The following is a 22,703-nucleotide window of genomic DNA, read 5'->3' on the forward strand; positions in this document are numbered from 1 at the left end:
CAATGAGCCGCAGTGACGTCCTGGTAGACGCCGACTGGGTCGAGGCCCACATCGACGACCCGAAGGTCGCCATCGTCGAGGTCGACGAGGACACCTCCGCGTACGAGAAGAACCACATCAAGAACGCGTTCCGGATCGACTGGACCAAGGACCTCCAGGACCCGGTCCGCCGCGACTTCATCGACCAGGCGGGCTTCGAGGAGCTGCTGTCCGGCAAGGGCATCGGCAACGACACCACGGTCGTCCTGTACGGCGGCAACAACAACTGGTTCGCGTCCTACGCGTTCTGGTACTTCAAGCTCTACGGCCACCAGGACGTCCGCCTGCTCGACGGCGGCCGCAAGAAGTGGGAGCTCGACTCCCGCGACCTGGTCGACGGCGACCAGATCCCGTCCCGCCCGGCCACCCAGTACAAGGCCAAGCCGCAGGACGAGTCGATCCGCGCCTACCGCGACGACGTCGTCGCCGCGATCGGCAACCAGAACATCGTCGACGTGCGCTCGCCCGACGAGTTCAGCGGCAAGCTGCTCGCCCCGGCCCACCTCCCGCAGGAGCAGTCGCAGCGCCCCGGCCACGTGCCGAGCTCGCGCAACATCCCGTGGTCGAAGAACGCCAACGACGACGGCACCTTCAAGTCGGACGACCAGCTCAAGGCCCTCTACGAGGACGAGCAGGTCGACCTGGCGAAGGACACCATCGCACTCTGCCGCATCGGTGAGCGTTCGGCCCTGACCTGGTTCGTGCTGCACGAGCTGCTCGGCGTCGACAACGTCAAGAACTACGACGGCTCGTGGACCGAGTACGGCTCCCTCGTGGGCGTGCCGATCGAGCTCGGCGCCAACAAGTAGTTCGTCGACAAGTAGTTCGCCGACAAGTAGCTCTTCGCGCGAATCGGATCGGTGAGTCCCCGGAAAATCGCGGGACTTACCGGCCGGCACGCACCGGACCGGCACGAACCAGACCGGCATGACCCCCGATCAGAAGGACAGAACACCATGTGTGGAGCAAAGGCCGGCGGCCCCGACGCTTCGACGATCAAGCCCGGTGAGACCACCATCCAGGGCAGCGTGACCCGCGACGGCGAGCCCGTCACCGGCTACGTCCGCCTGCTGGACTCGACCGGTGAGTTCACCGCCGAGGTTCCGACCTCGGCCACCGGACAGTTCCGCTTCTACGCGGCCGAGGGCACCTGGACGCTGCGCGCCCTCGTTCCGGGCGGCAGCGCCGACCGCACGGTCGTGACACAGACGGGCGGCCTCTCCGAGGTGGCCATCGCCGTCTAGGAGCGGTCACCGGAGCAGTCACCGGAGCAGTTCACCGGCTGCCGCCGCTCCGCGGCTGACGAGAACGGGCCGAAGGGCCGTACCCCAGGGGGTTGGACGCCCACTGAACCGGGGTACGGCCCTTCGCGCCGTTCGGGTGTCGTCCCGTGCTGCCGCCCCGCCCGCTCCAGGACCGGCTGAGCGGGCGGATCAGGCCTACGCTGGACTCATGTACGCCCGACGTCGTCGCGCATATTTCCTGATGATGGGCGGATGTCTCGCCCTCTTCGTCTCGGCCTGGGCCTTCGTGAGGCTCTGGTCGGTTCCGGCCGCCATCATCATGTGTGTGATCGCCATGGTCATCCCGCCCGTCGCGGCGATCGTGGCCAACCGGAAGGGCCCGGAGGACCGCTGGTGGGACGATCCGCCCCCGGGCCCCCTGAACCAGTCGGGCAAAGTGAACCAGTCGGGCAAAGTGAACCCCACCGGCGACCCGGAGTCCGACGAGTGGTGGGACGAACTCGACGGCAAGAAGCGCCGCCGGTGAGGGACCGGAGCCGTCAGTAGACGAGGGCCTGGACGCCGTCGGCCATGATCTCGCTGACGAAGACCTGGGCGCCGGCGATCCGTACGCCCTCCAGAACGTCCTGCTCGGTGATGTCGCGGCGGGCCGCGCACTGGGTGCAGAGGGTGATGAGGCCGCCCGCCTGAATCGACTCGATCAGATCCGGCAGCGGCGCCGAATGCGGCAGTTCGAACTCGGCGGCCCGCCCCGGCAGCGCGAACCAGGCGGATTCCCCGGTCAGCCAGAGCGAGACCTCCACGCCGCTGGCGACGGCGACCGCCGCCACCGTGAACGCCTGCGAGCAGCGCTCGGCGGAGTCGGCACCTGCGGTCACCTTGATCACGAGCTTCTTCGGCATATGCCGAACTGTAATCCTCCGGCGCACAACCTGGACGGTGAGTGGCAGGTCAGCTGGGTGCGCGGGTGACGGAACCTGCGCTTCAGGTCTCTGGGGGGACCCATTTTGAATCCGAATGACACCATTCCCGACGAGCCCGGCGGAGTGACTCCAGTTCCGGGACCGGGCGCGGTGAAACGACGCGCGCGCGGGCGTACGACTCTGATCGTCGCCGCCGCCGCGGTGCTCGGGATCGCCGGCGGCACCGCTGTCGGCTACGGCGTACAGGCGGGGCGGGCACCGACCCCGCTCGGCGCGCTGTCGCAGCCGGGTCTGGCGTATCCGGCGAAGGCGGCGGCCGCCGACCAGGTGCCGGATCCGCTGCCGGCCACGCAGGACCGCAGGGTCCGGACGGACGGTGATCTGCGCAAGCTGCTCATCCCCAGGCCCGCGGGCTGGAGCGAGAACAAGGAAAGGCTGTCCGTGCAGGACGGCTGGATGGAGGTGGAGGACTACGCGCTCGACTTCAAGGAGGAGGACTTGATGTTCAGCGACCTCGTGGGGGCCGACGTCCGCCGTATCGCGGCTGCCGCCTGGAAGAAGGGTGAGTACCGCACGGCCGAGGTCCTGCTCGTGCAGTTCCGCTCCGGCAGCGGCACGGGGGCCGCCGAGCACTCCGCGGACCAGCGCTCGTACATGCCCGGCAAGAAGGACGGCGCGGGCTACGACGGCGACGCGATCAAGGGCAGCCTCAACGGCCGCTATTACGTGTACAAGGCCGAGCTGAAGCCGGGCTACCTGCCGCTCTACCGGGCCAGAGCGGTCTTCGACCGCGGCGACGTCATGGCCGAGATCAATCTGTTCGACACCCGACCGATCAGCAAGAAGGACATCCGGACGCTGGCCGAGAGACAGCTGGAGCGCCTGTGAACGACGACGCCACCACACCCGCACCGCTGCCCGAGCCCGCCTCCGGCCCCTCACCCGAGCCCGCCGCCGTCCCCGATCCCGTCCTCGACCCTGCCCCCGCCCCCGATGCCGTCCCCGACCCCGTCCCCGTGCCGGCCCGGAAGGGCAGGGCGCGACGGGTGATCCTCGCGACGGTCCCCGTCGTGCTGGTGCTCGCCGCCGTCGCCGGTGCGGCCGCGTACACGAAGGTCACCGTCGACGACGCCGACCGCACGGTCACGACCCGCCTCTGGGCGGCGTCCTCGCACGGTCCCGGCAAGGACCCGGCCGGCGACGTCTCCCGGGGCCGGGCGTCCACCGGACTCGGCAAGCTGCTGTTGCCGGTCCCTGGCGGATACCGGCTCGGCCCGGACGACGGGGCGCACGGCAACGACAGCGTGCTCAGCGGCCGCGCGGCCACCGCCGAGATGAAGGCCGGCAGCCGCGGGCTCGCGGGCAAGCAGCGGCGGGAGCTGGAGAAGCGGATCGACAAGCTCCACGTCCAGGGCGTGGCCATCCGCACATACGCGTCGGACGGGAACGACCTGATCGTCAGTACCGAACTGGTGCGGATGAAGGACAAGAAGGCCGTCCGGGACCTCTACGGCTTCCAGGTGGAACTCTTCGACGCCATCAGCGTCTTCAGGGACGGTCCGGTGATCAGCGGCCACAAGAAGAACGCCAAGTGCGTCCTCCAGCCCAAGGACAGCAAGCACAAGATCGAGAGCATGTACTGCCTGGCGTACGACGGGGAGATGGCCCTCAGTTTCTACGCTACGGGCCTCAGGCCCGTCGACAAGGGGTCCGTCGCCGAACTGGTGAAGGACCAGCTGGACCACATCACGTCCCCGGGGGAGTACGTATGACCGAGCAGACGGCCGCACCCGCACCCGATCCCGCCGCGCCCGATCCCGCCGCCGCCCCCGACCCGGCCGGCGTCACCCCCGAGACGGCTCCGCCCCTGCCGCTCCCGCCCACGTCGCCGCCGCCCACGTCGCCGCCCCCGGCGCCCCGCCCCCCGCGCCGGGTGCTGCGGGCCGTGGCCCGGTGGACCGTCGCGGTCCTGGTGCTCGGCGGGTTCGGTGCGGGCACGGCGTACGCCATCACCTCGACCGAGCGCACCGACGTGCCGGGGCTGGCCACGAAGGACGACGGGCGCTGGGACTTCCCCCGGCTGAGCCTGCCCGCGCTCCCGGCCGGCGCGCCGCGCCCGTTCAGTGACGGCAACACCGCCGCGATCCACCACGCCGACCTGCGCGGGCTGCTGCTCCCGGCCCCGGCCGGAGCAACGGCCGACAAGAAGCTGACGGGCGGCTGGGTCAGCACGGAACAGTTCGTGTCCGAGTACGAGAAGGACTCCCGTGCCGGCATCGGCGACCAGCTGAAGGAGTCCGCCCTCCGGCACATCGCGGCGCGCGGCTGGACCATGCCGGACGGCACGTCGAGCCGGATCTACCTGCTCCAGTTCAACTCGACGGGCTTCGCCGACGCGTTCCGCGACGACCGCTACATCGGCGCCTCGACGGGGGATCCGCTGTCCGGTGCGGCTGAGATGGATCTGGACGAGACCTGGTCGGGCGGCGGGAAGGTGGAGAACACCACGTCCTACGTGGCCCTTGAGCCGAAGCCCTTCGGGGCCGCCCAGGTCCGGCAGGCCTATCTGATCGCCGGCGACACCGTCGCCCTGATCGTCCAGTCCCGCCCGGGTGCCGAGGGGACGGAGCACGTCCCCTTCCACCAGACGGTGATCCTGCAGAACCAGCTCCTGGGCTGACCGCCCCGCGGCAAACCCCGAACCGGCGGGCCGGGCCCCCACCCATTAGGCTGGGGCCCGGCCCGTACTGCTGCCATACCGCTCGTTCAAGGAGCTCCCGTGCTTGAGGCATTCTTCACCACCCTGCTGGTCCTGGTCTGTGTCGGCACCCTCGCCTTCGCCGGCCTGACCGTGAAGAAGCTGTACGAGGGTCAGCGCTGATCCCCCGGTTCCACGCGCGCCCCTCCCCGTCCCCCCGCCTCACAGATCGTCTGAGCCGCTCATGATCGAGATTCCGTCCGACCTCCACCCGGACCTCGTCCCGCTGGCCTTCCTCCTGGGCAACTGGGTGGGCGCGGGTGTGTCCGACTTCCCCGGCGCCGAGAAGTGCAACTTCGGCCAGGAGGTCTCCTTCAGTCACGACGGCCGGGACTTCCTGGAGTACGTCTCGCACACCTGGGTGCTCGACGCCGAGGGCGAGAAGGTCCGGCCGCTGGAGTCCGAGTCCGGTTACTGGCGCATCGACAAGGACCGCAAGGTCGAGGTCGTGATGGTCCGGGACCAGGGCGTCATCGAGATCTGGTACGGCGAGCTGGCCCACCAGAAGCCGCAGATCGACCTGGTCACCGACGCGGTGGCCCGGACCGCGGCCTCCGGCCCGTACAACGGTGGCAAGCGGCTCTACGGCTATGTGAAGAGCGACCTGATGTGGGTCGGCGAGAAGTCCACGCCCGAGGTGGAGCTGCGGCCGTACATGTCCGCGCACCTGAAGAAGGTCGTCACGCCCGAAGAGGTCGCCGCGATGGCGAAGAGCCTCGGTGACCTGCCGGACGACGGGATCGCGTTCTTCAAGTAGCCGGTGAACGGTCACCCCGTACCGCGGACTCCGCACTGCGCTGGGTACGGCGGCCGCCCCCGCCTACACTGGGCCTGTGGTGAGCACCGACTGGAAGACCGATCTTCGGCAGCGCGGCTACCGGCTGACGCCGCAGCGGCAGCTTGTCCTGGAAGCCGTCGACACGCTGGAACACGCGACGCCCGACGACATCCTCTCCGAGGTGCGCCGGACCGCGTCCGGCGTGAACATCTCGACCGTCTACCGGACCCTGGAGCTCCTGGAGGAGCTGGGCCTCGTCAGCCATGCCCATCTGGGCCACGGGTCCCCGACGTACCACCTGGCCGACCGCCATCACCACATCCATCTGGTCTGCCGGGACTGCACGAACGTCATCGAGGCCGACGTCGGCGTCGTCGCCGAGTTCACCGAGAAGCTGCGCGGCACCTTCGGGTTCGAGACGGACATGAAGCACTTCGCGATCTTCGGCCGCTGCGCTGACTGCGCGGCGAAGGCGGCGGAGCAGTCCGCGAAGCCGGCCTGAGAGGTCGCCCGACAGCATCTGCGGGCCCGAGTCGTACGCTGGTCGTATGAAGAGCCCCCTGCTGTCCCTGCCCGGTGCAGTCCCCGCCGAGGGCTGCGACGAAGGCGTCGCCGCGCACTACGGCGACCTGTTCCGCGAGCAGCGCGCCCTCGCCGACGGCTCCGGCCTCGTCGACCTCTCGCACCGCGGCGTCGTCACCGTCACCGGGAGCGACCGGCTGGCGTGGCTGCACCTCCTGATCACCCAGCACGTCACCGACCTCGCACCGGGTCAGGCCACCGAGTCCCTGATCCTCACCGCGAACGGGCACGTCGAGCACGCCATGTACCTCGTCGACGACGGCGAGACCCTGTGGATGCACGTCGAGCCGGACACCCAGGGCGAGCTGATCGCCTATCTGGAGTCGATGAAGTTCTTCTACCGGGTCGAGGTCGCCGACCGCACCGAGGACTTCGCGGTCGTGTACCTGCCGGCCGGTTCCATCGCCGCGGTGCCGGACGGAGCCGCGGTACGGGAGATGCCGTACGGCCGAGACCTGTTCCTGCCGCGCGCCGAACTCGAGGCGTACGCGGCGGAGCACGGCCCGGCCGCCGGGGTCCTGGCCTACGAGGCGCTGCGCGTCGAGGGCCACCGCCCGCGCCTCGGCTTCGAGACCGACCACCGCACCATCCCGCACGAGCTGGGCTGGATCGGCACCGCCGTCCACCTCCAGAAGGGCTGCTACCGGGGCCAGGAGACCGTGGCCCGGGTGCAGAACCTGGGCAAGCCGCCCCGCCGCCTGGTCTTCCTGCACCTGGACGGCAGCGAGGTGCTGCTCCCCGGGCACGGCACCCCGATCCGGCTCGCCGCGGACGGGCCCGAGGGCCGTCAGCTCGGCTTCATCACCAGCTCCGCCCGCCACCACGAGCTGGGGCCGATCGCCCTGGCCCTGGTGAAGCGGAACGTGGCGGTGGACGCGGAGCTGCTGGCGGGGGAGAACACGGCGGCGGCCCAGGAGACGGTCGTCGAACCGTAGGCCCTCCGCTGCCGCCCTCCGGCCGCCGGCCTCGATCCGCCGGTCAGACCTCGATGATGACGGTGAACGGGCCGTGGTTCGTGAGCGAGACCCGCATGTCCGCCCCGAACCGGCCCGTCTCCACCCGCGCCCCGAGCGCCCGCAGCCGCGCGACCACCTCGTCGACCAGCGGCTCGGCACTCTCGCCGGGCGCGGCGGCGTTCCAGGTGGGCCGGCGGCCCTTCCGGGCGTCCCCGTAGAGAGTGAACTGCGAAATCACCAGAAGCGGCGCATTCACATCGGAGCAGGACTTCTCGCCCTCCAGGATGCGGACCGACCAGAGCTTGCGGGCGAGCTGCGCCGCCTTCTCCGGGGTGTCCTCATGGGTGACTCCGACCAGCACACACAGGCCCTCGCCGATGATTTCGCCGACCACCGCGGGGCCGCTGCCCTCGCCGTCGGCGCCGGCCACCGTGACGCTCGCGCCGTCCACCCTCTGTACCACTGCACGCATACAGACCAACCTATCTTGGGCTGAACGGGTACAGAGCATCTCCACCGGCACCCTCGGAGTGGCACCATGCTCGGAGGCGGTGCGCCGACGCACCGGTCGAGGGGATGGACACAAGCATGAGCACCCATGGAACCGGGCAGTCCCCGGGCACCGTGCCGGTCACGCGTGCCGGCGTCAACAGCAGTGCGGGTACGAGTACGAGCACCATGCGCCCACCCGTGCAGCGGACCGGCCAGGGCTCCGACGAGGGTCCGGCCGCGCCCCCGCCCGAACTGGGCGCCCTGCGGCTGCCGGAGCTGCGCACCCTGCGCCGCGACTCGCAGCGCGACGAGGCCGACCTCAGCTATGTGCGGCGGCTGGTCCAGGGGCGCATCGACATCCTGCGGGCCGAGCTGGCCCGGCGGCGGGACCCGGAGTCGCCGGTGGTGGACCGGCTCTCGGAGATCCTCGCCGACACCCCGTCGCTGCACCGCTCCTCGGCCCGGCACGTCACGCTGAGCACCCCGCGCAGCGACGAGTACCGGCAGCTGGCCGCCGAGACGCTCGCCGAGGTCGAACTCTCCGACCTCGACGCCCGTACGGACGAAGAGCTGCACACCGCGATGGGACGCCTGGTCCGCTACGAGCAGCAGGTCTCCCGGCGCCGTCACCGGCTCCAGCGCACCGCGGACGGCTGCAGTGCGGAGATCGCCCGCAGGTACCGTGACGGGGAAGCACAAGTAGACGACCTGCTCGCCTGAGGCAACCCCTCCGGGGGCGGGTCCCGCCCCGCCCCCGGAAGGCCACCATGACCTCCAGCGCAGCCCCGTCCGCCCCGTCCGGCGCCATATCCGGCCCGGCACCCGCCCCGCCGGTGCTGGCCGAGGTCGTACGGTCCGGATTCGTCGAGGGCCACCATCGCGGCTCCCTGGTCGTCCTGGCCGCCGACGGCAGCGTCGAACTGGCCATCGGCGATCCGGCGGCACCGGTCTTCCCCCGGTCGTCCAACAAGCCGATGCAGGCCGCGGCCGTGCTGCGGGCCGGGCTCGAACTGTCCGGGGAGCGGCTGGCGCTGGCCGCCGCGAGCCACGCGGGCGAGGGCTTCCACCTCGATCTCGTACGCAGGATGCTCGCCGAGCACGGACTGTCGCCCGACGATCTGCAGACCCCGCCCGACCTTCCGCTGGACCCGGCCGAGGCGGAGACGTATCTCGCCGCGGGCCACGTCCGGGAGCGGATCACCATGAACTGCTCGGGCAAGCACGCGGCGATGCTCGCGGTGTGCGTGCGCAACGGCTGGGACCCGGCCACCTATCTCGACCCGGCGCATCCGCTCCAGCGGCTGGTCCACCAGGTGGTCGAGGAGGCGGCGGGCGAACCGGTCGCCGCGGTCGGCACGGACGGCTGCGGGGCGCCGCTGATGGCGATCTCCCTGGTGGGTCTCGCGCGGGCGTTCCGTACGTTCGTCACGGCGGCACCGGACACGGCGGAGCGCCGGGTGGCGGACGCGATGCGCGCCCACCCCGAGTACGTGGCGGGCACCCGCCGCCCCGACACCTGGCTGATGCGCGAGGTGCCGGGCGCGCTGTCCAAGATGGGCGCGGAGGCGGTCCAGGCGGTGGCGCTCGCGGACGGCAGGGCGCTGGCCTTCAAGATCGACGACGGCTCTGGCCGTGCGCTCGGCCCGGTCCTGGCCCGTGCGCTGGGGCTGCTCGGGGTGGACGCCCCGGTGGTGTCGCGGATCGGCCGGGCGCCGCTGCTGGGCGGCGCCGCGGAGGTGGGGGAGATCCGGGCGGCGTTCTGACGCCGGCGCACGGGGCCGGCCCCGTACACCAGGAAAAGCGGGCGACATCCCGCACCGCCGTGTCTAGCGTGGAGCGCATGAACAGCCTTGAGGCCCGCCCCGTCACCGAGTCCGAGTTCGCCGACTGGCTGCGTGCCTTGAACACCGGCTTCCTGCGCCCGCCGACCCCCTCGGACGAGGAGGTGGCCGGACGGCTGCCGCACACGGATCTGGCCCGCGTCCAGGGGGTGTTCGACGCCGGCCGGTGCGTGGCGACGTTCCGTTCGTTCGCACAGGAGCTGACCGTCGTCGGCGGGGCGACGGTGCCGGCCGACGCGATCACCAACGTCACCGTGACCCCCACCCACCGCCGTCGCGGGCTGCTCACCCGGCTGATGGCGAACGACCTGGCGGCGGCCAAGGAGCGCGGCGACGTGGCCGCCACCCTGATCGCCGCCGAGTACCCGATCTACGGGCGCTACGGCTTCGGTCCCGCGGCCTGGACCACCGAGTGGGAGATCGACATACCCCGGGCGGGGCTCGACCCCCGGCTGTCCGGGACGTCGGCCGCGGACGGCGGCCGGATCGACCTGGTGGACGGCGCGGAGGTGCGCAAGCTGGGCCCGGCCCTCCACGACCGGCTGCGGGCCCGGCAGCACGGGGTGGTGAGCCGCGGTGACCGCTGGTGGGACCTGACGACCGGCGAGGCGCTCTTCCCGCACGACCACTGGACCGAGCCGTTCTACGCCGTCCACCGTGACGCCGAGGGCACCGTGGACGGTCTCCTCGTCTACCGCGCCGACGACCACTGGGGCGACGCCAAGCAGCCGCTGAACCGGGCGACGGTGCGCAGCATGATCGCGACGACCCCCGCGGCGGAGCGGGCGCTGTGGCACTTCCTCTGCTCGGTCGACTGGATCACCACGGTCCGTACCGGCAACCGCGCCCCCGACGACCTGCTCCCGCTGCTCCTCCCGGACCCGCGCGCGGCCCGCGTGGTGACGCAGGCGGACTTCCTGTGGGTGCGCGTCCTGGACGTCGTACGCGCACTGGAGGCCCGCACCTACGCGGTCCCCGGCTCCCTGGTCCTGGACATCCACGACGCCACCGGCCTCACCGCCGGCCGCTTCCACCTGGACGCCTCCCCGGCCGGAGCCACCTGCGCCCCGACGACGCGCAACGCGGACCTCGCGCTGGACGTAGGTGAGTTGGGGACGCTCTACCTGGGCGACGAGTCGGCCCTGCGGCTGGCGGCCCTGGACCGCGTCGAGGAGCTGACCCCGGGCGCGGCGGCGCTGGCGGACGTGGTGTTCCGGGCGGGGCGGCGGGCGTGGTGCCCGGACGTGTTCTGATCCTTCCTGTGTTCTGAACGGCGTGCCCGGCTCCGTCCTCACCGGGTCCGCACTCTGAACAGCGCGCCCGACAGTGCCATCGCCGGCAGCGGGATGCGGCCGGCACCGCTTTCTTCGCACGAGCCTTCTACGTACTGATTACGCGTGACTGTGTAAGGGTTACGCATAACTAGGATGGCCGTCGAGGGAAGGTGGGTTCAGGTGACGGAAGAGAGCGGTTCGCCGGGCGGTACGGGCCTGCCGGTCAGCATCGAGGCCGCCTGGGGGCTGCGGGCGCGCCCGGTGAAGGGGCCCAAGCCGGGGCTCACCCTGGAGCGCATCGTGGACGCCGCGGTGGCGGTGGCGGCGGCCGAAGGGCTCGGCGGGGTGTCCATGGGCCGGGTCGCCAAGGACCTCGGCGCCTCGACGATGTCGCTCTACCGGTACGTGGGCGCCAAGGACGAGCTCTACGTACTCATGCAGGAGGCGGCCATGGGCCCGCCGCCCCCGCTGCCCGCGCCGGAGGAGGGGGCCGGCTGGCGGGAGGCGCTCGCGCAGTGGGCCTGGGCGCGGCGCCGGGTCTTCCACCGCAACCTGTGGATGCTCCGCATCCCGATCTCCGGGCCGCCGGCGAGTCCGCACTCCGTCGCCTGGTGGGAACAGGGCCTGAAGGCCCTCGAAGGCAGCGGTCTCGGGCCGGGCGACGCGGTCTCCGTCATCCTCCTGGTCGGCGGGTTCGTGCGGAACGAGGCGCTGCTCATGGCTGATCTGGACACCGCCGTCGAGGCGCGCGGCGTACCGGCGCAGGAGGTGATGGACGGCTACGCCCGCACGCTGAACCGGCTGGTCGATCCCGAGCGCCATCCCGCGCTCTCCCGGCTGATGGCGTCCGGCGTGATGTGGGGCCCGGAGGAGCCCGACCATGAGTTCCGCTTCGGTCTCGAACGGGTGCTGGACGGTATCGAGGCGCTGGTCAGTGAGCGGCACCGGTGAGGCCGGCCGTACGCTTCATGGTCATGAGCGCAGAGAAGCCCAGGTCCGGCGCGGCGGCGGACGAGGACGCGTCCCGTGGGCCGAACGCGCCCATGAGCCTGCGTGAGCGGAAGAAGCAGCTGACGTACCAGGCCGTCTCCGACGCCGCGATCGCGATGTTCCTGGAGCGCGGCTTCGACAAGGTCTCGGTGGCGGAGGTCGCGGCCGCCGCGGACATCTCCAAGCCGACGCTGTTCCGGTACTTCCCGTCCAAGGAGGACCTGGCCCTGCACCGGTTCGCCGATCACGAGGACGAGCCCGCCCGGACGGTCGCCGCCCGCGCGGACGGCGAATCTCCGCTGGACGCGCTGCGGCGCAACTTCCTGGACGGCCTGGAGCGGCGCGACCCGGTCACCGGCCTCTGCGACGTGCCCGAGGTGCTGGCGTTCCACCGGCTGCTCTACGGCACGCCGTCCCTGGTGGCCAGGCTCTACGCGTACCAGGGCCGCTCCGAGGCCGCTCTCGCCCGCGCCCTGGGCGACCGGGTGCCCGATCGGCTGGCCGCGGGCCAGATCATCGCGGTCCTGCGCATCCTGGCCCTGGACAACTGGCGGCGGATCAGCGCGGGACAGAGCGCGGACCAGGTGTACGGGGACGCGGTCGAGGCGGCGGAGCTGGGGTTCGTGCAGCTGCGGTCGGGGCTGGGGCGGTAGGCCGCGGACCGCCCCAGCAGGTGTGCTGCGGCCGGGACGTGGTCAGGTACCCGGATCGTCATCCCACTCGGGTACCTGACCACTGCGCGGGTCTCAGCGACGCGGCCCTCTCACGTCGGCCCCCTCGCGAGGGCCACGAAAGCGTCGCTCCCCCGCGTGAGTGTGCGGATCAGCAGCTGGTGGCCCACTTGTGAGACCTGAGGTGCGCCCCGGTGTTGCCCTTCTCGCCTTGGCGGACGCAGCCTTTGTAGCCCTTGTAGTCGGCACCCTTGTAGAACTTCACGTGCCGGTAGGCGCCTTCCCCTCCCGTACCGCGGTTCCAGACCGACAGGACGCTCTTCGCCCCGGACCAACCGCACCGGACGGTGCCGCCGCGCCAGTCGAGGTCGTCTCCGTCCCAAGCGCATACCGACCCGGTGCCGTTGCTGCCCGAGTAGACGCAGATGTCCCCGACGGCGCAGCCGCCCCACGCTGCCGCGGTGCCCGCGGGCGTGGCCGCCATTGCTCCGGATCCGGTACTCAGCGCGCTTCCCAGTGCCAGCGTGGCTCCGAGCGCGGCAAGGGTCAAACGATGACGTCCCATGTGGTGTTGTCTCCTTCGGCTGGGGAGCCGCCGACAGCCGGCAGCTCCGTGCGCGACCGAGGTCGCGGGCTTCCCTGGCCCGCACGGTCCTTCTCGGGCCGTGCGGGGGAGACCGCCGCGCCAGGTGCGGCCGTCTCGGGATGACCTCAGCTTTCGTGGCCGGGCGATTGTCCGGCAGCCCCCTTTCGCCACTTCGGACAATCGCGGCGGCCCACGCGGGCGGGCGGTGTGCCGCCTTGTGGACGCCCGCAGAGGTTCGTAGCTTCGATGGGGCAGCCTGCGGATGAGGGGGAAGCCATGGGGCGTCGTGAGCGGCCGTTGGACATGGACGGGGGGCCTGTCGCCGAATTCGCCGGCGACTTGCGGAAGCTGCGTGACAAGGCCGGAGGAATCACCTACCGGGCGATGGCGGGCAAGGGGCAGTACTCCGCCGCGACCCTCGCGCAGGCCGCTGCCGGAGTGCGATTACCGACGCTCCCGGTCGCCATCGCCTACGTCCGTGCCTGCGAGGGCGACTGCGAGGAGTGGGAGGAACGCTGGCAGCGGGCGGTACGTGAAGTGGGCGACGACAACGCGGCCTCGGAAGCCGGGAGTTCCCCCTATCCGGGCCTGGCCCGCTTCGACGTCGAAGACCACGATCGGTTCTTCGGGCGGGACCGCCTCGTCGACGAACTGGTCGACCTGTTCGTCCGAAGAGAGATGGTCGTGCTGGTCGGGCCGTCGGGCAGCGGCAAGTCCTCCTTGCTGCGGGCAGGACTGCTGCACCGCGTGCGGCAGGGCGGGGCCCGTGGCCACCGGACATCCACGATCCGCGTCCTCACCCCCGGCCCGCGTCCTGCGCACACCCATGCCGGGCTGCTCGATCCCACAGCCATGAGCGAGGGCACGCTGCTCGTGGTGGACCAGTTCGAGGAGATCTTCACGCAGTGCTCGGACCCGGGCGAACGCGCACGCTTCGTTGAACTGCTGTGCTCCGCCCCCGGGGCCGGCCGCGGTGCACGAGTCGTGATCGCTGTCCGCGCCGACTTCTACGGTCACCTCACCCGGTATCGAGCACTCGCCGAGGCGGCCCGCAAGTCGACCCTGCTGGTGCCTCCCATGAGTGCGGAGGAGCTGCGTGAGGCGATCATCAAGCCCGCGGCACACGCCGGGCTCGTCGTGGAACGTGCGCTGACAGCGCGGCTCCTGAGCGAATCCGCCGACGAGGACGGCAGTCTCCCGTTGGTGTCCCACGCTCTGCTGGAGACCTGGCGGCACCGCAGAGGGAGGGTGCTGACCGAAGCCGCCTACGACGAGGCGGGCGGCATCCACGGCGCGATCGCCCGCACCGCGGAGGACCTCTACCGGCGCCTGTCACCCGACCGGGCCGACACGGCCCGGCGCATCCTGCTCCGCCTGGTCACCCCGGGCAGGGGCAGCCCGGACACCCGCCGGCCCGCCCCACGCGCCGAGATCACCGCGCTGGGTCCGGGCGGCACGCAGGACACCGAACTCGTCCTCGAACGCCTCGCCCGCGCTCGCCTCATCACCCTCGACGAGGACTGGGTCGATCTCGCCCACGAGGCCGTGCTCGCTGCCTGGCCCCGGCTCGGCTCATGGCTCGACGCGAGCCGCGACCGGGTCCGCGCCCAGCGCCGGCTCACGGAAGCGGCCGCCAACTGGCAGAGCCTGGAGTGCGACACCGGGGCCCTGTACCGGGGTCTGCGTCTGGACGAGGCTGCGGGGTACTTCGGCAGCCCGGAGCACAGCGGGGAACTGACCGATGGGGAACGACAGTTCCTCAAGGCCAGTCTCACCGCCCGGCGCCGGCGGCACCACCGCCGCCGGGCCGGGACCACCGTCCTGTCCGCTCTCCTTGCCCTGAGCCTCCTCGCCGGCCTGGCTGCCTGGCAGCAGAACCGGATCAGCGAGCAACGCAGCCGCGAGGCCGAGGCCCGCCGCCTCGTCGGTACCGCCGCCGGCCTCCGTCTGTCCGACCCACAGACCGCCATGCGCCTGAGCCTGGCCGCCTGGCAGGCCGCCGACCTGCCCGAGACACGATCGGCGCTGCTGAGTGCCATGGTGCAGAAGCAGCAGGACGTCTTCACCGACCCGGACAGCAGTGCCGCGTCCATGCGCCACCTCACCCCTGACGGCCGCACGCTCGTCAGCGTGGGCGCGGACCGGGTGGCCCGCTGGGACGTCGACAGCCACCGGCGCATCGACGTGCGTCCCGGGCTCGGCCGGGACTTCGACGAAGCGGGCTTCATCCGCGCGGACGCCCGGTGGCTGCCGGTATTCAGCCGTGAGGCGGTCCCGATGCACGGCCGTCGAACGGTCTCACTGCGTGACCTCACCACAGGACACACGGACAGAAGCACGGCGCTGTCCGCCCACGGCGGAGCGGAGATGACGCCGAGCGGCCGCAGCCTTGCCGTCTACGACTCCGACGCGGCCGGCTACTCGGTCAGCCTGGTCGACGCGGAAACCCGGCGCGTACTCCTGCGGATCGAGGTTCCCGGAGGCGGCGGCACGGATACCGGGATGCTGGAAAGGATCCCCTGGGCCCGGCAGACAGCGCTGAGGCAGCAGTTGGAGATGGAGCATCGGCCCTTCACCTTCATGGGCGAAGAGTCCGTCATCCCTGATGAGCTTGCTCCCGATGCGACGGTCAGCTCCGATGACCGTTACCTGGCGCTGTGCACGGAAGGCGAGCGACTACAGCTGTGGGACGTCGGCAAAAAGCGTCGCATCTCCGCTGCGTGGCTTCCCGAAGTCACTCTTGAGCAGTGCGTTCACGAACACATCGTCTTCAGTCCGGACAGCGCCTACCTCGGGGTGATCACCGACAGAGGTTTTCGCGCCTGGCACATCGCCTCGGGCCGGGAGCTGCCGCCGGTGGAACACAGCGGGCTGAAGACCGCGGTGCTGAGCGAGGACGGCTCCTACCTGGCAGCCTCGGACGGCACGGAGATCCTCGTGTGGCGACTGGCCAACCCGGACTTCCCGTCGGTACGGCACCAGTTGTCCGGCGAGACCGTCAAAGACCTCCGTCTCGATGCCGCGTCGCACACACTCCGGTACCTCGGCGGCCCCGAAGGATCTTGGGGGCCCCTCGTGCACACCCTCGACCTGGGGCCGATGTTCAACACCCCATGGAGCCGCGCGCCCGCGCCGACCCAGTACAGCCGCTCGGGCGACAAGCTCGCTGTCGCCCGGCCGGACCCGGACGGCCGGTACGTCCGCGTGCGCATCCTCGACGGAAAGACCGGTGCACTGCTTGCAACGCCACCGCGCGTGCCCTGTCCGCAGTACGAAAATTTCCAGCACTGCGTCGTCGCTCTCGCTTTCGACTCCACAGGACGGACCCTCGCCTACGGCGTGACAGAAGTCGAAGATCCGTCCGGCCCGGGGCGAATCGCCCTCTACGACGTGCCCCGGCAGCGCACCACCGCCGTCCTGACGGGCAGCGACCTCAGCGGGATCGAATGGCGGGACATCGTCTTCACCCCGGACGACCGGAAACTGGTCATCGCCGGCAAACCGGGCCCGTCGGCGGCCATCCGGATCTGGGACGTCGGAAAGAAGGCCGTCACCGCCACCATCCCCGATGCGGCCGGCCGGCCGGTGCTGAGCCCCGACGGCGCCCTGCTCACCACGACGCAGGGCACGGCGTACCGGCTGCCCTCCGGCACACCACTCCCTCCGTCGCGGACTCCGGGCAGGGCCACGGCCCTGGCCTTCAGCCCTGACGGGAAGTACCTGGCCGTCGGTGACGACTCCGGCCGGGTCGGGCTCTGGGACGGCCGGATCACGCGGCGGCTCGGCGAACTCGCCGACTCGGACACGTCCACCTCCCAGTACGTGTCCGCCCTGGCCTTCACACCCGACAGCCGCACCCTGGCCGTCGCCGGCGACGAAGGGTCCGTGCAGCTCTGGGACTCCACCACCCACCAGCGCATCGGTATGCCCCTGCCGACCGCGGGTGACACCATCGGCAGCCTCGTCTTCGAGAGCGACCACGTGCTGCGTGCGGTGGGCAGCCACACGGCGGCCCACACCTACGAGCTGTCACCGCGGGCCGCGACCCGGGCGATCTGCCGCCGCACGGGAAAGCAGATCACTCCCGGCGAATGGCGCGCGTACCTTCCCGGAACCCCCTACGGACAGACCTGCCCGCGACGCGACTGACGCAGGCGCTGCTTGCCGGAGAGCCGGAGAGCCGGGGGGCCGGGAGGGCCGGGAGGGCCGGGAGGGCTGAGAAGGCCGGGAGGGCCGACGAGTAGTCCTTAGGGGGTGTCCTCGGAGTGCTGCACCGCTTCGGCTATCTCCCGCACGCGGTCGAGCGTGATCCCGTTCCGCTGCTCCACGGCCAGCGGGTGGTCGGTCGGCTCCAGCTCGATGAGCGGGCGCCGGCCGATGGGGCGGGTGTGCGCGTTGGTCTTCAGGTTGGTCGTACGGGGGGAGTAGAGCCCCAGCTCGGTGGTCAGCCAGCCGAAGTACGGCTTCTCGGACTCCCGGCCCGGGGTCTCCCACACATCGAGGGCCCGGCCGAAGTTCTCCCGGCTCAAGGACACCCAGACGCCCCAGGAGAACGGCTCCTGGCTGCCCGCCACGGGTATCTCGATCAGACCCTTGATGAAGTAGTGCTCGTGTCTGACGATGCACTGGTCCGTCGAGAGCATGCTGTCCGGGTCGCTCTCCAGACTCGCGTCCCAGACGTCGGGTGCCATGGTCGAGTACCCCATCGGGAGTTCCGTATGGTGTCCGCCGCAGCGGGAGCAGGTGTAGCCGGGGTCGGGTGCCATGGGCGGGATCCTAGAGCGTCTGCCCGCGCGGGTGCCGCACGGGCCGTCAGCGGGGCCGCACGGGCCGTCACCGCCGGGCCCGCCGGACAGGCCCTGGCGGACATCCCCCGGCGCGGTCCGGCGCGGCGCGGTGCGGTCCGGTGCGGTGCGGCGCGGTCCGGTGCGGCCGGTCTGGGACTATTTCGCTGGCCGATCCGATTCCGCCCCCGCACAGTGGCCGTATGACCCACCCCGAAGCCGCCTTCCTGCCCGGTCTGGAGCTCTCCCGAATCCTGTACGAGGAGGGGGTGCGGCCGGTCCTGGACGCCGCCTTCCCCGGACTGCCGTACGCCGCCGCGCGGATCGGGCCGGGCTCCGAGGTGCTCGGCTTCGACACGGCCCGGTCGGCCGACCACGACTGGGGCCCGCGTCTTGACCTCTTTCTCGCGGCGGACGACGTGGCGGCCCACGGCGAGGCGATCCGGCGGCTCCTGGCGGACCGGCTGCCGAAGGAGATCCGCGGCTGGCCCACCCACTTCCGCCCCGCCGATGACCCGCTCGACCCGGTCGGGCACATGGAGAGGACCGAAGGGCCGGTCAGCCACCGCGTGTCCACGTACGACATCGGCGGCTGGCTGACCCGGGAGGCCGGCTTCGACGCGTCGGCCGCCGAACCTGCCGTCCGGGACTGGCTCGCGATGCCGCAGCAGAGGCTCGCCGGGATCACCGGCGGCGCGGTGTTCCACGACGGCCCCGGCCTCCTCACCGCCGCACGGCGCCGGCTGGCCCGGTATCCCGAACAGGTCTGGCGCTACCTGCTGGCCTGTCAGTGGCAGCGGATCTCCCAGGAGGAGGCCTTCGTGGGGCGCTGCGCCGAGGTCGGGGACGAACTCGGCTCGGCCGTGGTCGCGGCCCGGCTGGTGCGCGACCTCATGCGCCTCAGCCTGCTCCTGGAGCGGCGGTACGCGCCGTACGGCAAATGGCTGGGCAGCGCGTTCGCGCAACTGGACGCGGCCGAGGGGCTGTTGCCGTCGCTGCGCGGCGCGCTGGCGGCCACGGACCTGCCGGAACGGGAACGGCACCTCTGCGCCGCGTACGAGGCGGTGGCGATCCGCCAGAACGCGAGCGGCCTCGTCGATCCGGTGGACCCGTCCCCGCGCCCGTACCACGGCAGGCTGTTCCTGGTCCTGCACGCGGAACGCTTCGCCCGCCCGCTGGCCGCCTCGGTCACGGACCCGGAGCTGCGCGGCCGGCCGCTGACCGGGGCCGTGGACCAGTGGGCGGACAGCACGGACCTGTTGACGGGCGCGGGCGGGGACGCGCTCCGCGCGGCGGAGGCGGCGACGGCCCGCCGGTGAGGTGGCGCCGAACGCCCTTCCCGCACCCGGACGCCCCCCGCTGTCCGCGTCTACGGCAGCAGCTGAACCCCGCCCCTCCGCGTCCCGTACCCACCGGGCGGCTCTTCTGCCGTACCGGCCTGTTCTGTTCACGGCTGAAAGGATCCCCCGTATGACCACTTTCCGCGCGCCCGACGGAACCCGGCTCGCCTACCGCGTCCACGGGGACGGCGACCCGCTCATCTGCGTCCCGGGAGGCCCCGCGGACTCCCGCTACCTGGGCGAACTCGGCGGCCTGTCCGGTCACCGCCGCCTGATCGTCCCGGACCTGCGCGGCACCGGGCGGTCCGATGTCCCCGAGGACGCCTCGTCCTACCGCTGCGACCGCCTCGTCGACGACATCGAGGCCCTGCGTGAACACCTCGGCCTGCCCCGGACGGACCTGCTCGCCCACTCCGCCGGTACGAACATCGCGACGCTGTACGCGGCCCGGTTCCCGCAGCACGTGGGCAGGCTCGCCCTGATCACCCCGAGCACCCGGGCCGTCGGCATCGAGATCACCGGGGAGGAGCGCCGCGAGCTCGCGGCGCTCCGGAAGAACGAGCCGTGGTACCCGGCCGCGTCCACCGCCCTGGAGGCGATCACCCGGGGAGAGGGCGGCGACTGGGAGGCCGTGGCCCCGTTCTTCTACGGCCGGTGGGACGACGCGGCGCGCGAGCACTCCGTGGCGAGCCGGCCGGAGAACCCGGAGGCCGTCGCCGGCTTCGGGGCCGAGGGCGCCTTCGGCCCGGACGCCACCCGTGCGGCGATCGCCGGCTTCGGCTCCCCTGTCCTGCTGCTCGCCGGGGAGTTCGACCTGAACAGCCCCCCTCGGTCGGCAGCCGGATTCGCCGCGCTGTTCCCCGGAGCGGCGCTCGTCGTGCAGCCGGGGGCGGGGCACTACCCGTGGCTGGACGACGCCGACCGGTTCACCGCGGCGGTCGAGGCGTTCCTGGGGTGATCCGGATAGGCCGAAGAGGCGTCGTCGTCTCCCGTTCGGCCGCGGGATGGCGTGGCAGACGGGATGGCGTGGCACACGGGATGGCGTGGCAGACGGGATGGCATGGCGCACGGGGACGCCATGGCAGACCCGGCTGACATGGCACGCGGGGATGACGTGGCACGCGGGCCGGGGTGATGCTTGCGGTCATGGAACTCTCGACGGCGTTCACGGACTTGCTCGGTGTGCGGCACCCGATCGTGCTGGCGCCGATGGGCGGATCGGCCGGGGGCGCGCTGGCGGCGGCCGTCTCCCGCGGCGGCGGACTCGGCATGCTGGGCGCCGGAATGGGGGGCCGGGACTGGCTGGCCCGCGAACTGCCGGTCATGGCGGGTGTGCGGGAGCCCTGGGGCGTCGGGTTCCTGAGCTGGGCGGCCGATGCCGGTGCGGTCGGGCAGGCGCTGGAGTACGGGCCCCGGGCGGTGATGCTGTCCTTCGGGGACCCGGCCCCGTTCGTGGAACGCGTCCGCGCGGCCGGTGCGGCGCTGATCATTCAGGTCACCGATCTGGAGGAGGCCCGGCAGGCCGTGGACCTGGGCGCCGACATCATCGTGGCGCAGGGCACCGAGAGCGGTGGGCACGGTGCCCGGCGCGGGCGGTCCACGCTTCCGTTCGTGCCGGTCGTGGTGGATCTGGCGGAGCCCGTACCGGTGCTGGCGGCCGGTGGGATCGCCGACGGCCGCGGCGTGGCCGCCGCCCTGGCCCTGGGGGCTGCGGGTGCGGTCATCGGCACCCGGTTCCAGGCCACGGCGGAGGCGCTCGCCGACCCCTCGGTCACCGAGGCGCTCGTGCGGGGACGCGGGCAGGACACGGAGCGCAGCCGGGTTCTCGACATCGCCCGGGGGTCCCGGTGGCCGGCGAAGTACACGGCGCGCACCCTCGGCCACCCCTACCTCGACCGATGGCGGGGCCGGGAGGCGGAACTCGCGGCGTCCGCCGGGGCGCGGCAGGACTATCAGGCCGACGTCGCCAGAGGCGATGTGCCGCCCCTGCCGGTATGGGCGGGCGAGGCCGTCGACCTCGTCACCGACGTGCCGCCCGCGGCCGGTCTCGTCGCGACCCTGGCGGCTCAGGCCGTCGAGGCCCTGGCACGGGCGGGTCGGCGCTGACCGGGCCGGGACGGGGGAGCGGTCCGGGTGCCCGGCCGCGTTACTCGCCGACCTTGCGCACGTGTGACGTCGATGCAGTGACGGGCCGGCCGCTCCGGTCCAGGACGCGGAAGCGGGGCACGTCCCGTCCGTCGTGGTCGATCAGGACGGAGTGGTCCTCGCCGGGGGCGAAGGCGTGGCTACGCGATCCAGCCGGTGCTGGCGGCTGCGGGCAGCGACCTCGGGCTGGCTGGTCGCGGTCGGCCGGCTCGGGTACTTCGCCGGGCTCGTCCTGCTGGTGCCTCTCGGGGACGTCCTCGACCGGCGCACGCTGATCGTCGGGCATCTGATCCTCACCGGCACGGGTGCGACGATCACGTCCCTCGCGCCCGGTGCGGTGATCGCCGGGGCCGGTCCGGCGGTCGCGGGCCTGTTCGCGGTGGTCGTGCAGATCACGGTCGCCTACGTGGCGGCCACCTCGCCGGCGGACGAGCGTGGCCGCAACATCGGCACGGTCACCTCGGGCGTGGTGCTCGGGATTCTGGGCGTCCGCGTACTCGCGGGCGTGCTGGGGGACAGCCTCGGCTGGCGGTCCGTCTACGCCGTACTCGCCGCGCTCTCTCGCTGATCGCGCACCTGACCCTCCGCCCCGATACCCGGCCCGCGCGGGCCCGCTACCGGGACGTCCTCGCCACCGCGGGACGCCTCGTCGTCACCGACCGGCTCTTCCTCGGCCGCGGGCTGATCGCGTTCTTCCTGTTCGCGTCCTTCGGCACCCTGTGGAGCGGGCTGGCCCTGCCGTTGGGGGCCGCGCCGTGGCACTTCGGTACGACGGCCATCGGGCTGTTCGGCCTGGCCGGCCTCGTCGGCGCCGTGGCCGCCGCACGCGCGGGCAGCTGGGCCGACGCGGGGCGCGCCCAGGCCGTCACCGGCTGGTCGCTGGCGCTTCTGGCCGCGTCCTGGACGCTCACCGCGCGGACGGCACCGACCCTGTGGCCGCTCATCACGGGCGTCGTCCTGCTCGACTTCGCCGTCCAGGCCGTACACGTCAGCAATCAGCACCTCCTCACCGCCGCGCACCCCGAACACTCCAGCAGCGTCATCGGCGCCTACATGGCCTTCTACTCGCTCGGCTCCGCCCTCGGCGCCGTCACCACGGCATGGGCGTACGCCGCCGCGGGGTGGTGGGCGTCCTGCCTGCTCGGCGCCGCCTACGCCGCGGCCGCGCTGGCTGTGTGGGCACTCGCGCGGCGCGCGACGGTCGCCTCACTGGTGCGGTGCCCGGCATGACGAGTCGGGCAGACCCGTTGCCCGGCCGCCTTCCCCCCAGCGCTCGACGAACGGGGGGTCACCTCCCAGC

At 72.1% G+C, this 22,703-nt stretch carries 24 protein-coding genes; 20 read left to right on the forward strand and 4 right to left on the reverse strand.

Annotated features, from left to right (window positions below; genetic code table 11):
• Positions 1 to 2 precede the first annotated feature (2 nt).
• The 3 genes from ACZ6S6_RS21210 to ACZ6S6_RS21220 all read left to right on the forward strand — a co-directional run bounded on the left by ACZ6S6_RS21210 (position 3) and on the right by ACZ6S6_RS21220 (position 1,809).
• Positions 3 to 848, forward strand: a complete 846-nt coding sequence (locus ACZ6S6_RS21210; protein ID WP_469706575.1) for a sulfurtransferase — start codon at positions 3 to 5, stop codon at positions 846 to 848.
• Positions 849 to 995: 147 nt separating this feature from the next.
• Complete coding sequence (locus tag ACZ6S6_RS21215) at positions 996 to 1,283, forward strand: DUF1416 domain-containing protein (RefSeq protein ID WP_469706577.1); 288 nt, start codon at positions 996 to 998, stop codon at positions 1,281 to 1,283.
• Between the two features lie 208 nt (positions 1,284 to 1,491).
• Positions 1,492 to 1,809, forward strand: coding sequence for a DUF3099 domain-containing protein (locus ACZ6S6_RS21220; RefSeq protein ID WP_469706578.1), 318 nt, complete (start codon positions 1,492 to 1,494; stop codon positions 1,807 to 1,809).
• Positions 1,810 to 1,822: 13 nt separating this feature from the next.
• Here the strand turns inward: ACZ6S6_RS21220 and ACZ6S6_RS21225 are convergent, their stop codons facing one another.
• Positions 1,823 to 2,185 (reverse strand): DsrE family protein, encoded by a 363-nt coding sequence (locus tag ACZ6S6_RS21225; protein ID WP_123460672.1) that lies wholly within the window; start codon positions 2,183 to 2,185, stop codon positions 1,823 to 1,825.
• A 171-nt stretch (positions 2,186 to 2,356) separates the two neighbouring features.
• Here ACZ6S6_RS21225 and ACZ6S6_RS21230 point away from each other — a divergent pair, with 171 nt between their 5' ends.
• From ACZ6S6_RS21230 to ygfZ, 6 genes are all read left to right on the forward strand, one after another.
• Positions 2,357 to 3,094: a hypothetical protein gene (locus ACZ6S6_RS21230; protein WP_362959707.1), complete on the forward strand. Its 738-nt coding sequence runs from the start codon at positions 2,357 to 2,359 to the stop codon at positions 3,092 to 3,094.
• Complete coding sequence (locus ACZ6S6_RS21235; RefSeq protein ID WP_469706579.1) at positions 3,091 to 3,978, forward strand: hypothetical protein; 888 nt, start codon at positions 3,091 to 3,093, stop codon at positions 3,976 to 3,978. The genes ACZ6S6_RS21230 and ACZ6S6_RS21235 overlap by 4 nt, the downstream gene beginning before the upstream one ends.
• Positions 3,975 to 4,886, forward strand: coding sequence for a hypothetical protein (locus ACZ6S6_RS21240; protein WP_469706581.1), 912 nt, complete (start codon positions 3,975 to 3,977; stop codon positions 4,884 to 4,886). Before ACZ6S6_RS21235 ends, ACZ6S6_RS21240 begins: the two co-directional genes overlap by 4 nt.
• A 262-nt stretch (positions 4,887 to 5,148) precedes the next feature.
• On the forward strand, positions 5,149 to 5,721 hold the full coding sequence (locus ACZ6S6_RS21245) for a heme-binding beta-barrel domain-containing protein (RefSeq protein ID WP_362959699.1): 573 nt from the start codon (positions 5,149 to 5,151) through the stop codon (positions 5,719 to 5,721).
• Positions 5,722 to 5,797: 76 nt separating this feature from the next.
• Positions 5,798 to 6,244 (forward strand): Fur family transcriptional regulator, encoded by a 447-nt coding sequence (locus ACZ6S6_RS21250; protein WP_362959696.1) that lies wholly within the window; start codon positions 5,798 to 5,800, stop codon positions 6,242 to 6,244.
• A gap of 46 nt (positions 6,245 to 6,290) precedes the next feature.
• On the forward strand, positions 6,291 to 7,259 hold the full coding sequence (gene ygfZ, locus ACZ6S6_RS21255) for a CAF17-like 4Fe-4S cluster assembly/insertion protein YgfZ (protein ID WP_362959693.1): 969 nt from the start codon (positions 6,291 to 6,293) through the stop codon (positions 7,257 to 7,259).
• Positions 7,260 to 7,302: 43 nt separating this feature from the next.
• Here ygfZ and dtd read toward each other — a convergent pair whose 3' ends face one another.
• Positions 7,303 to 7,752 carry a D-aminoacyl-tRNA deacylase gene (gene dtd / locus ACZ6S6_RS21260; protein ID WP_469706584.1) on the reverse strand — a complete coding sequence of 150 codons (450 nt, stop codon included), beginning with the start codon at positions 7,750 to 7,752 and terminating at the stop codon, positions 7,303 to 7,305.
• A gap of 116 nt (positions 7,753 to 7,868) precedes the next feature.
• On the opposite strand from dtd, the gene ACZ6S6_RS21265 reads away from it, so the two are divergent.
• The 5 genes from ACZ6S6_RS21265 to ACZ6S6_RS21285 all read left to right on the forward strand — a co-directional run bounded on the left by ACZ6S6_RS21265 (position 7,869) and on the right by ACZ6S6_RS21285 (position 12,530).
• The gene (locus ACZ6S6_RS21265) at positions 7,869 to 8,492 is read left to right on the forward strand and encodes an RsiG family protein (protein ID WP_362959686.1); all 624 of its coding nucleotides are present in this window, start codon (positions 7,869 to 7,871) and stop codon (positions 8,490 to 8,492) included.
• 47 nt (positions 8,493 to 8,539) lie between these two features.
• Positions 8,540 to 9,535, forward strand: a complete 996-nt coding sequence (locus ACZ6S6_RS21270) for an asparaginase (RefSeq protein WP_362959683.1) — start codon at positions 8,540 to 8,542, stop codon at positions 9,533 to 9,535.
• Between the two features lie 77 nt (positions 9,536 to 9,612).
• Positions 9,613 to 10,866 (forward strand): GNAT family N-acetyltransferase, encoded by a 1,254-nt coding sequence (locus ACZ6S6_RS21275; RefSeq protein WP_469706585.1) that lies wholly within the window; start codon positions 9,613 to 9,615, stop codon positions 10,864 to 10,866.
• A gap of 201 nt (positions 10,867 to 11,067) precedes the next feature.
• The gene (locus ACZ6S6_RS21280; protein ID WP_469706586.1) at positions 11,068 to 11,838 is read left to right on the forward strand and encodes a TetR/AcrR family transcriptional regulator; all 771 of its coding nucleotides are present in this window, start codon (positions 11,068 to 11,070) and stop codon (positions 11,836 to 11,838) included.
• Positions 11,839 to 11,855: 17 nt separating this feature from the next.
• Positions 11,856 to 12,530, forward strand: coding sequence for a TetR/AcrR family transcriptional regulator (locus ACZ6S6_RS21285; protein WP_362959789.1), 675 nt, complete (start codon positions 11,856 to 11,858; stop codon positions 12,528 to 12,530).
• A gap of 169 nt (positions 12,531 to 12,699) precedes the next feature.
• On the opposite strand, the gene ACZ6S6_RS21290 is transcribed toward ACZ6S6_RS21285, so the two are convergent.
• A complete protein-coding gene (locus ACZ6S6_RS21290; RefSeq protein ID WP_469706587.1) occupies positions 12,700 to 13,113 on the reverse strand; it encodes a peptidase inhibitor family I36 protein in 414 nt (137 codons plus the stop codon).
• 297 nt (positions 13,114 to 13,410) lie between these two features.
• Between ACZ6S6_RS21290 and ACZ6S6_RS21295 the strand changes: the two genes are divergently transcribed.
• Positions 13,411 to 17,283 (forward strand): nSTAND1 domain-containing NTPase, encoded by a 3,873-nt coding sequence (locus tag ACZ6S6_RS21295; RefSeq protein ID WP_469706588.1) that lies wholly within the window; start codon positions 13,411 to 13,413, stop codon positions 17,281 to 17,283.
• A 98-nt stretch (positions 17,284 to 17,381) separates the two neighbouring features.
• Here ACZ6S6_RS21295 and ACZ6S6_RS21300 read toward each other — a convergent pair whose 3' ends face one another.
• Positions 17,382 to 17,840, reverse strand: coding sequence for a DUF2199 domain-containing protein (locus ACZ6S6_RS21300; RefSeq protein ID WP_362959786.1), 459 nt, complete (start codon positions 17,838 to 17,840; stop codon positions 17,382 to 17,384).
• A 281-nt stretch (positions 17,841 to 18,121) separates the two neighbouring features.
• Here ACZ6S6_RS21300 and ACZ6S6_RS21305 point away from each other — a divergent pair, with 281 nt between their 5' ends.
• The 5 genes from ACZ6S6_RS21305 (at position 18,122) to ACZ6S6_RS21325 (ending at position 22,633) form a co-directional block, all read left to right on the forward strand.
• Positions 18,122 to 19,237, forward strand: coding sequence for a DUF4037 domain-containing protein (locus ACZ6S6_RS21305; protein ID WP_469706589.1), 1,116 nt, complete (start codon positions 18,122 to 18,124; stop codon positions 19,235 to 19,237).
• 151 nt (positions 19,238 to 19,388) lie between these two features.
• Positions 19,389 to 20,216 carry an alpha/beta fold hydrolase gene (locus ACZ6S6_RS21310; protein WP_469706590.1) on the forward strand — a complete coding sequence of 276 codons (828 nt, stop codon included), beginning with the start codon at positions 19,389 to 19,391 and terminating at the stop codon, positions 20,214 to 20,216.
• Between the two features lie 188 nt (positions 20,217 to 20,404).
• Positions 20,405 to 21,364, forward strand: coding sequence for an NAD(P)H-dependent flavin oxidoreductase (locus tag ACZ6S6_RS21315; RefSeq protein ID WP_469706591.1), 960 nt, complete (start codon positions 20,405 to 20,407; stop codon positions 21,362 to 21,364).
• A gap of 175 nt (positions 21,365 to 21,539) precedes the next feature.
• Positions 21,540 to 21,971 (forward strand): MFS transporter, encoded by a 432-nt coding sequence (locus ACZ6S6_RS21320; RefSeq protein ID WP_469706592.1) that lies wholly within the window; start codon positions 21,540 to 21,542, stop codon positions 21,969 to 21,971.
• A 173-nt stretch (positions 21,972 to 22,144) separates the two neighbouring features.
• Positions 22,145 to 22,633, forward strand: a complete 489-nt coding sequence (locus tag ACZ6S6_RS21325; RefSeq protein ID WP_469706593.1) for a hypothetical protein — start codon at positions 22,145 to 22,147, stop codon at positions 22,631 to 22,633.
• Positions 22,634 to 22,703: the final 70 nt, after the last annotated feature.

The sequence above is a fragment of the Streptomyces sp. NPDC048671 genome (genome assembly GCF_055587045.1).

Coding starts and splice junctions, on each gene's coding strand:
- ACZ6S6_RS21240 (WP_469706581.1), top strand. CDS start 3,975: ATGACCGAGCAGACGGCCGCACCCGCACCCGATCCCGCCGCGCCCGAT.
- ACZ6S6_RS21220 (WP_469706578.1), top strand. CDS start 1,492: ATGTACGCCCGACGTCGTCGCGCATATTTCCTGATGATGGGCGGATGT.
- ACZ6S6_RS21285 (WP_362959789.1), top strand. CDS start 11,856: ATGGTCATGAGCGCAGAGAAGCCCAGGTCCGGCGCGGCGGCGGACGAG.
- ACZ6S6_RS21300 (WP_362959786.1), bottom strand. CDS start 17,840: ATGGGGTACTCGACCATGGCACCCGACGTCTGGGACGCGAGTCTGGAG.
- ACZ6S6_RS21315 (WP_469706591.1), top strand. CDS start 20,405: ATGGAACTCTCGACGGCGTTCACGGACTTGCTCGGTGTGCGGCACCCG.
- ACZ6S6_RS21225 (WP_123460672.1), bottom strand. CDS start 2,185: ATGCCGAAGAAGCTCGTGATCAAGGTGACCGCAGGTGCCGACTCCGCC.
- ACZ6S6_RS21295 (WP_469706588.1), top strand. CDS start 13,411: ATGGGGCGTCGTGAGCGGCCGTTGGACATGGACGGGGGGCCTGTCGCC.
- ygfZ (WP_362959693.1), top strand. CDS start 6,291: ATGAAGAGCCCCCTGCTGTCCCTGCCCGGTGCAGTCCCCGCCGAGGGC.
- ACZ6S6_RS21215 (WP_469706577.1), top strand. CDS start 996: ATGTGTGGAGCAAAGGCCGGCGGCCCCGACGCTTCGACGATCAAGCCC.
- ACZ6S6_RS21310 (WP_469706590.1), top strand. CDS start 19,389: ATGACCACTTTCCGCGCGCCCGACGGAACCCGGCTCGCCTACCGCGTC.
- ACZ6S6_RS21245 (WP_362959699.1), top strand. CDS start 5,149: ATGATCGAGATTCCGTCCGACCTCCACCCGGACCTCGTCCCGCTGGCC.
- ACZ6S6_RS21305 (WP_469706589.1), top strand. CDS start 18,122: ATGACCCACCCCGAAGCCGCCTTCCTGCCCGGTCTGGAGCTCTCCCGA.
- ACZ6S6_RS21210 (WP_469706575.1), top strand. CDS start 3: ATGAGCCGCAGTGACGTCCTGGTAGACGCCGACTGGGTCGAGGCCCAC.
- ACZ6S6_RS21290 (WP_469706587.1), bottom strand. CDS start 13,113: ATGGGACGTCATCGTTTGACCCTTGCCGCGCTCGGAGCCACGCTGGCA.
- ACZ6S6_RS21270 (WP_362959683.1), top strand. CDS start 8,540: ATGACCTCCAGCGCAGCCCCGTCCGCCCCGTCCGGCGCCATATCCGGC.
- ACZ6S6_RS21265 (WP_362959686.1), top strand. CDS start 7,869: ATGAGCACCCATGGAACCGGGCAGTCCCCGGGCACCGTGCCGGTCACG.
- ACZ6S6_RS21275 (WP_469706585.1), top strand. CDS start 9,613: ATGAACAGCCTTGAGGCCCGCCCCGTCACCGAGTCCGAGTTCGCCGAC.
- dtd (WP_469706584.1), bottom strand. CDS start 7,752: ATGCGTGCAGTGGTACAGAGGGTGGACGGCGCGAGCGTCACGGTGGCC.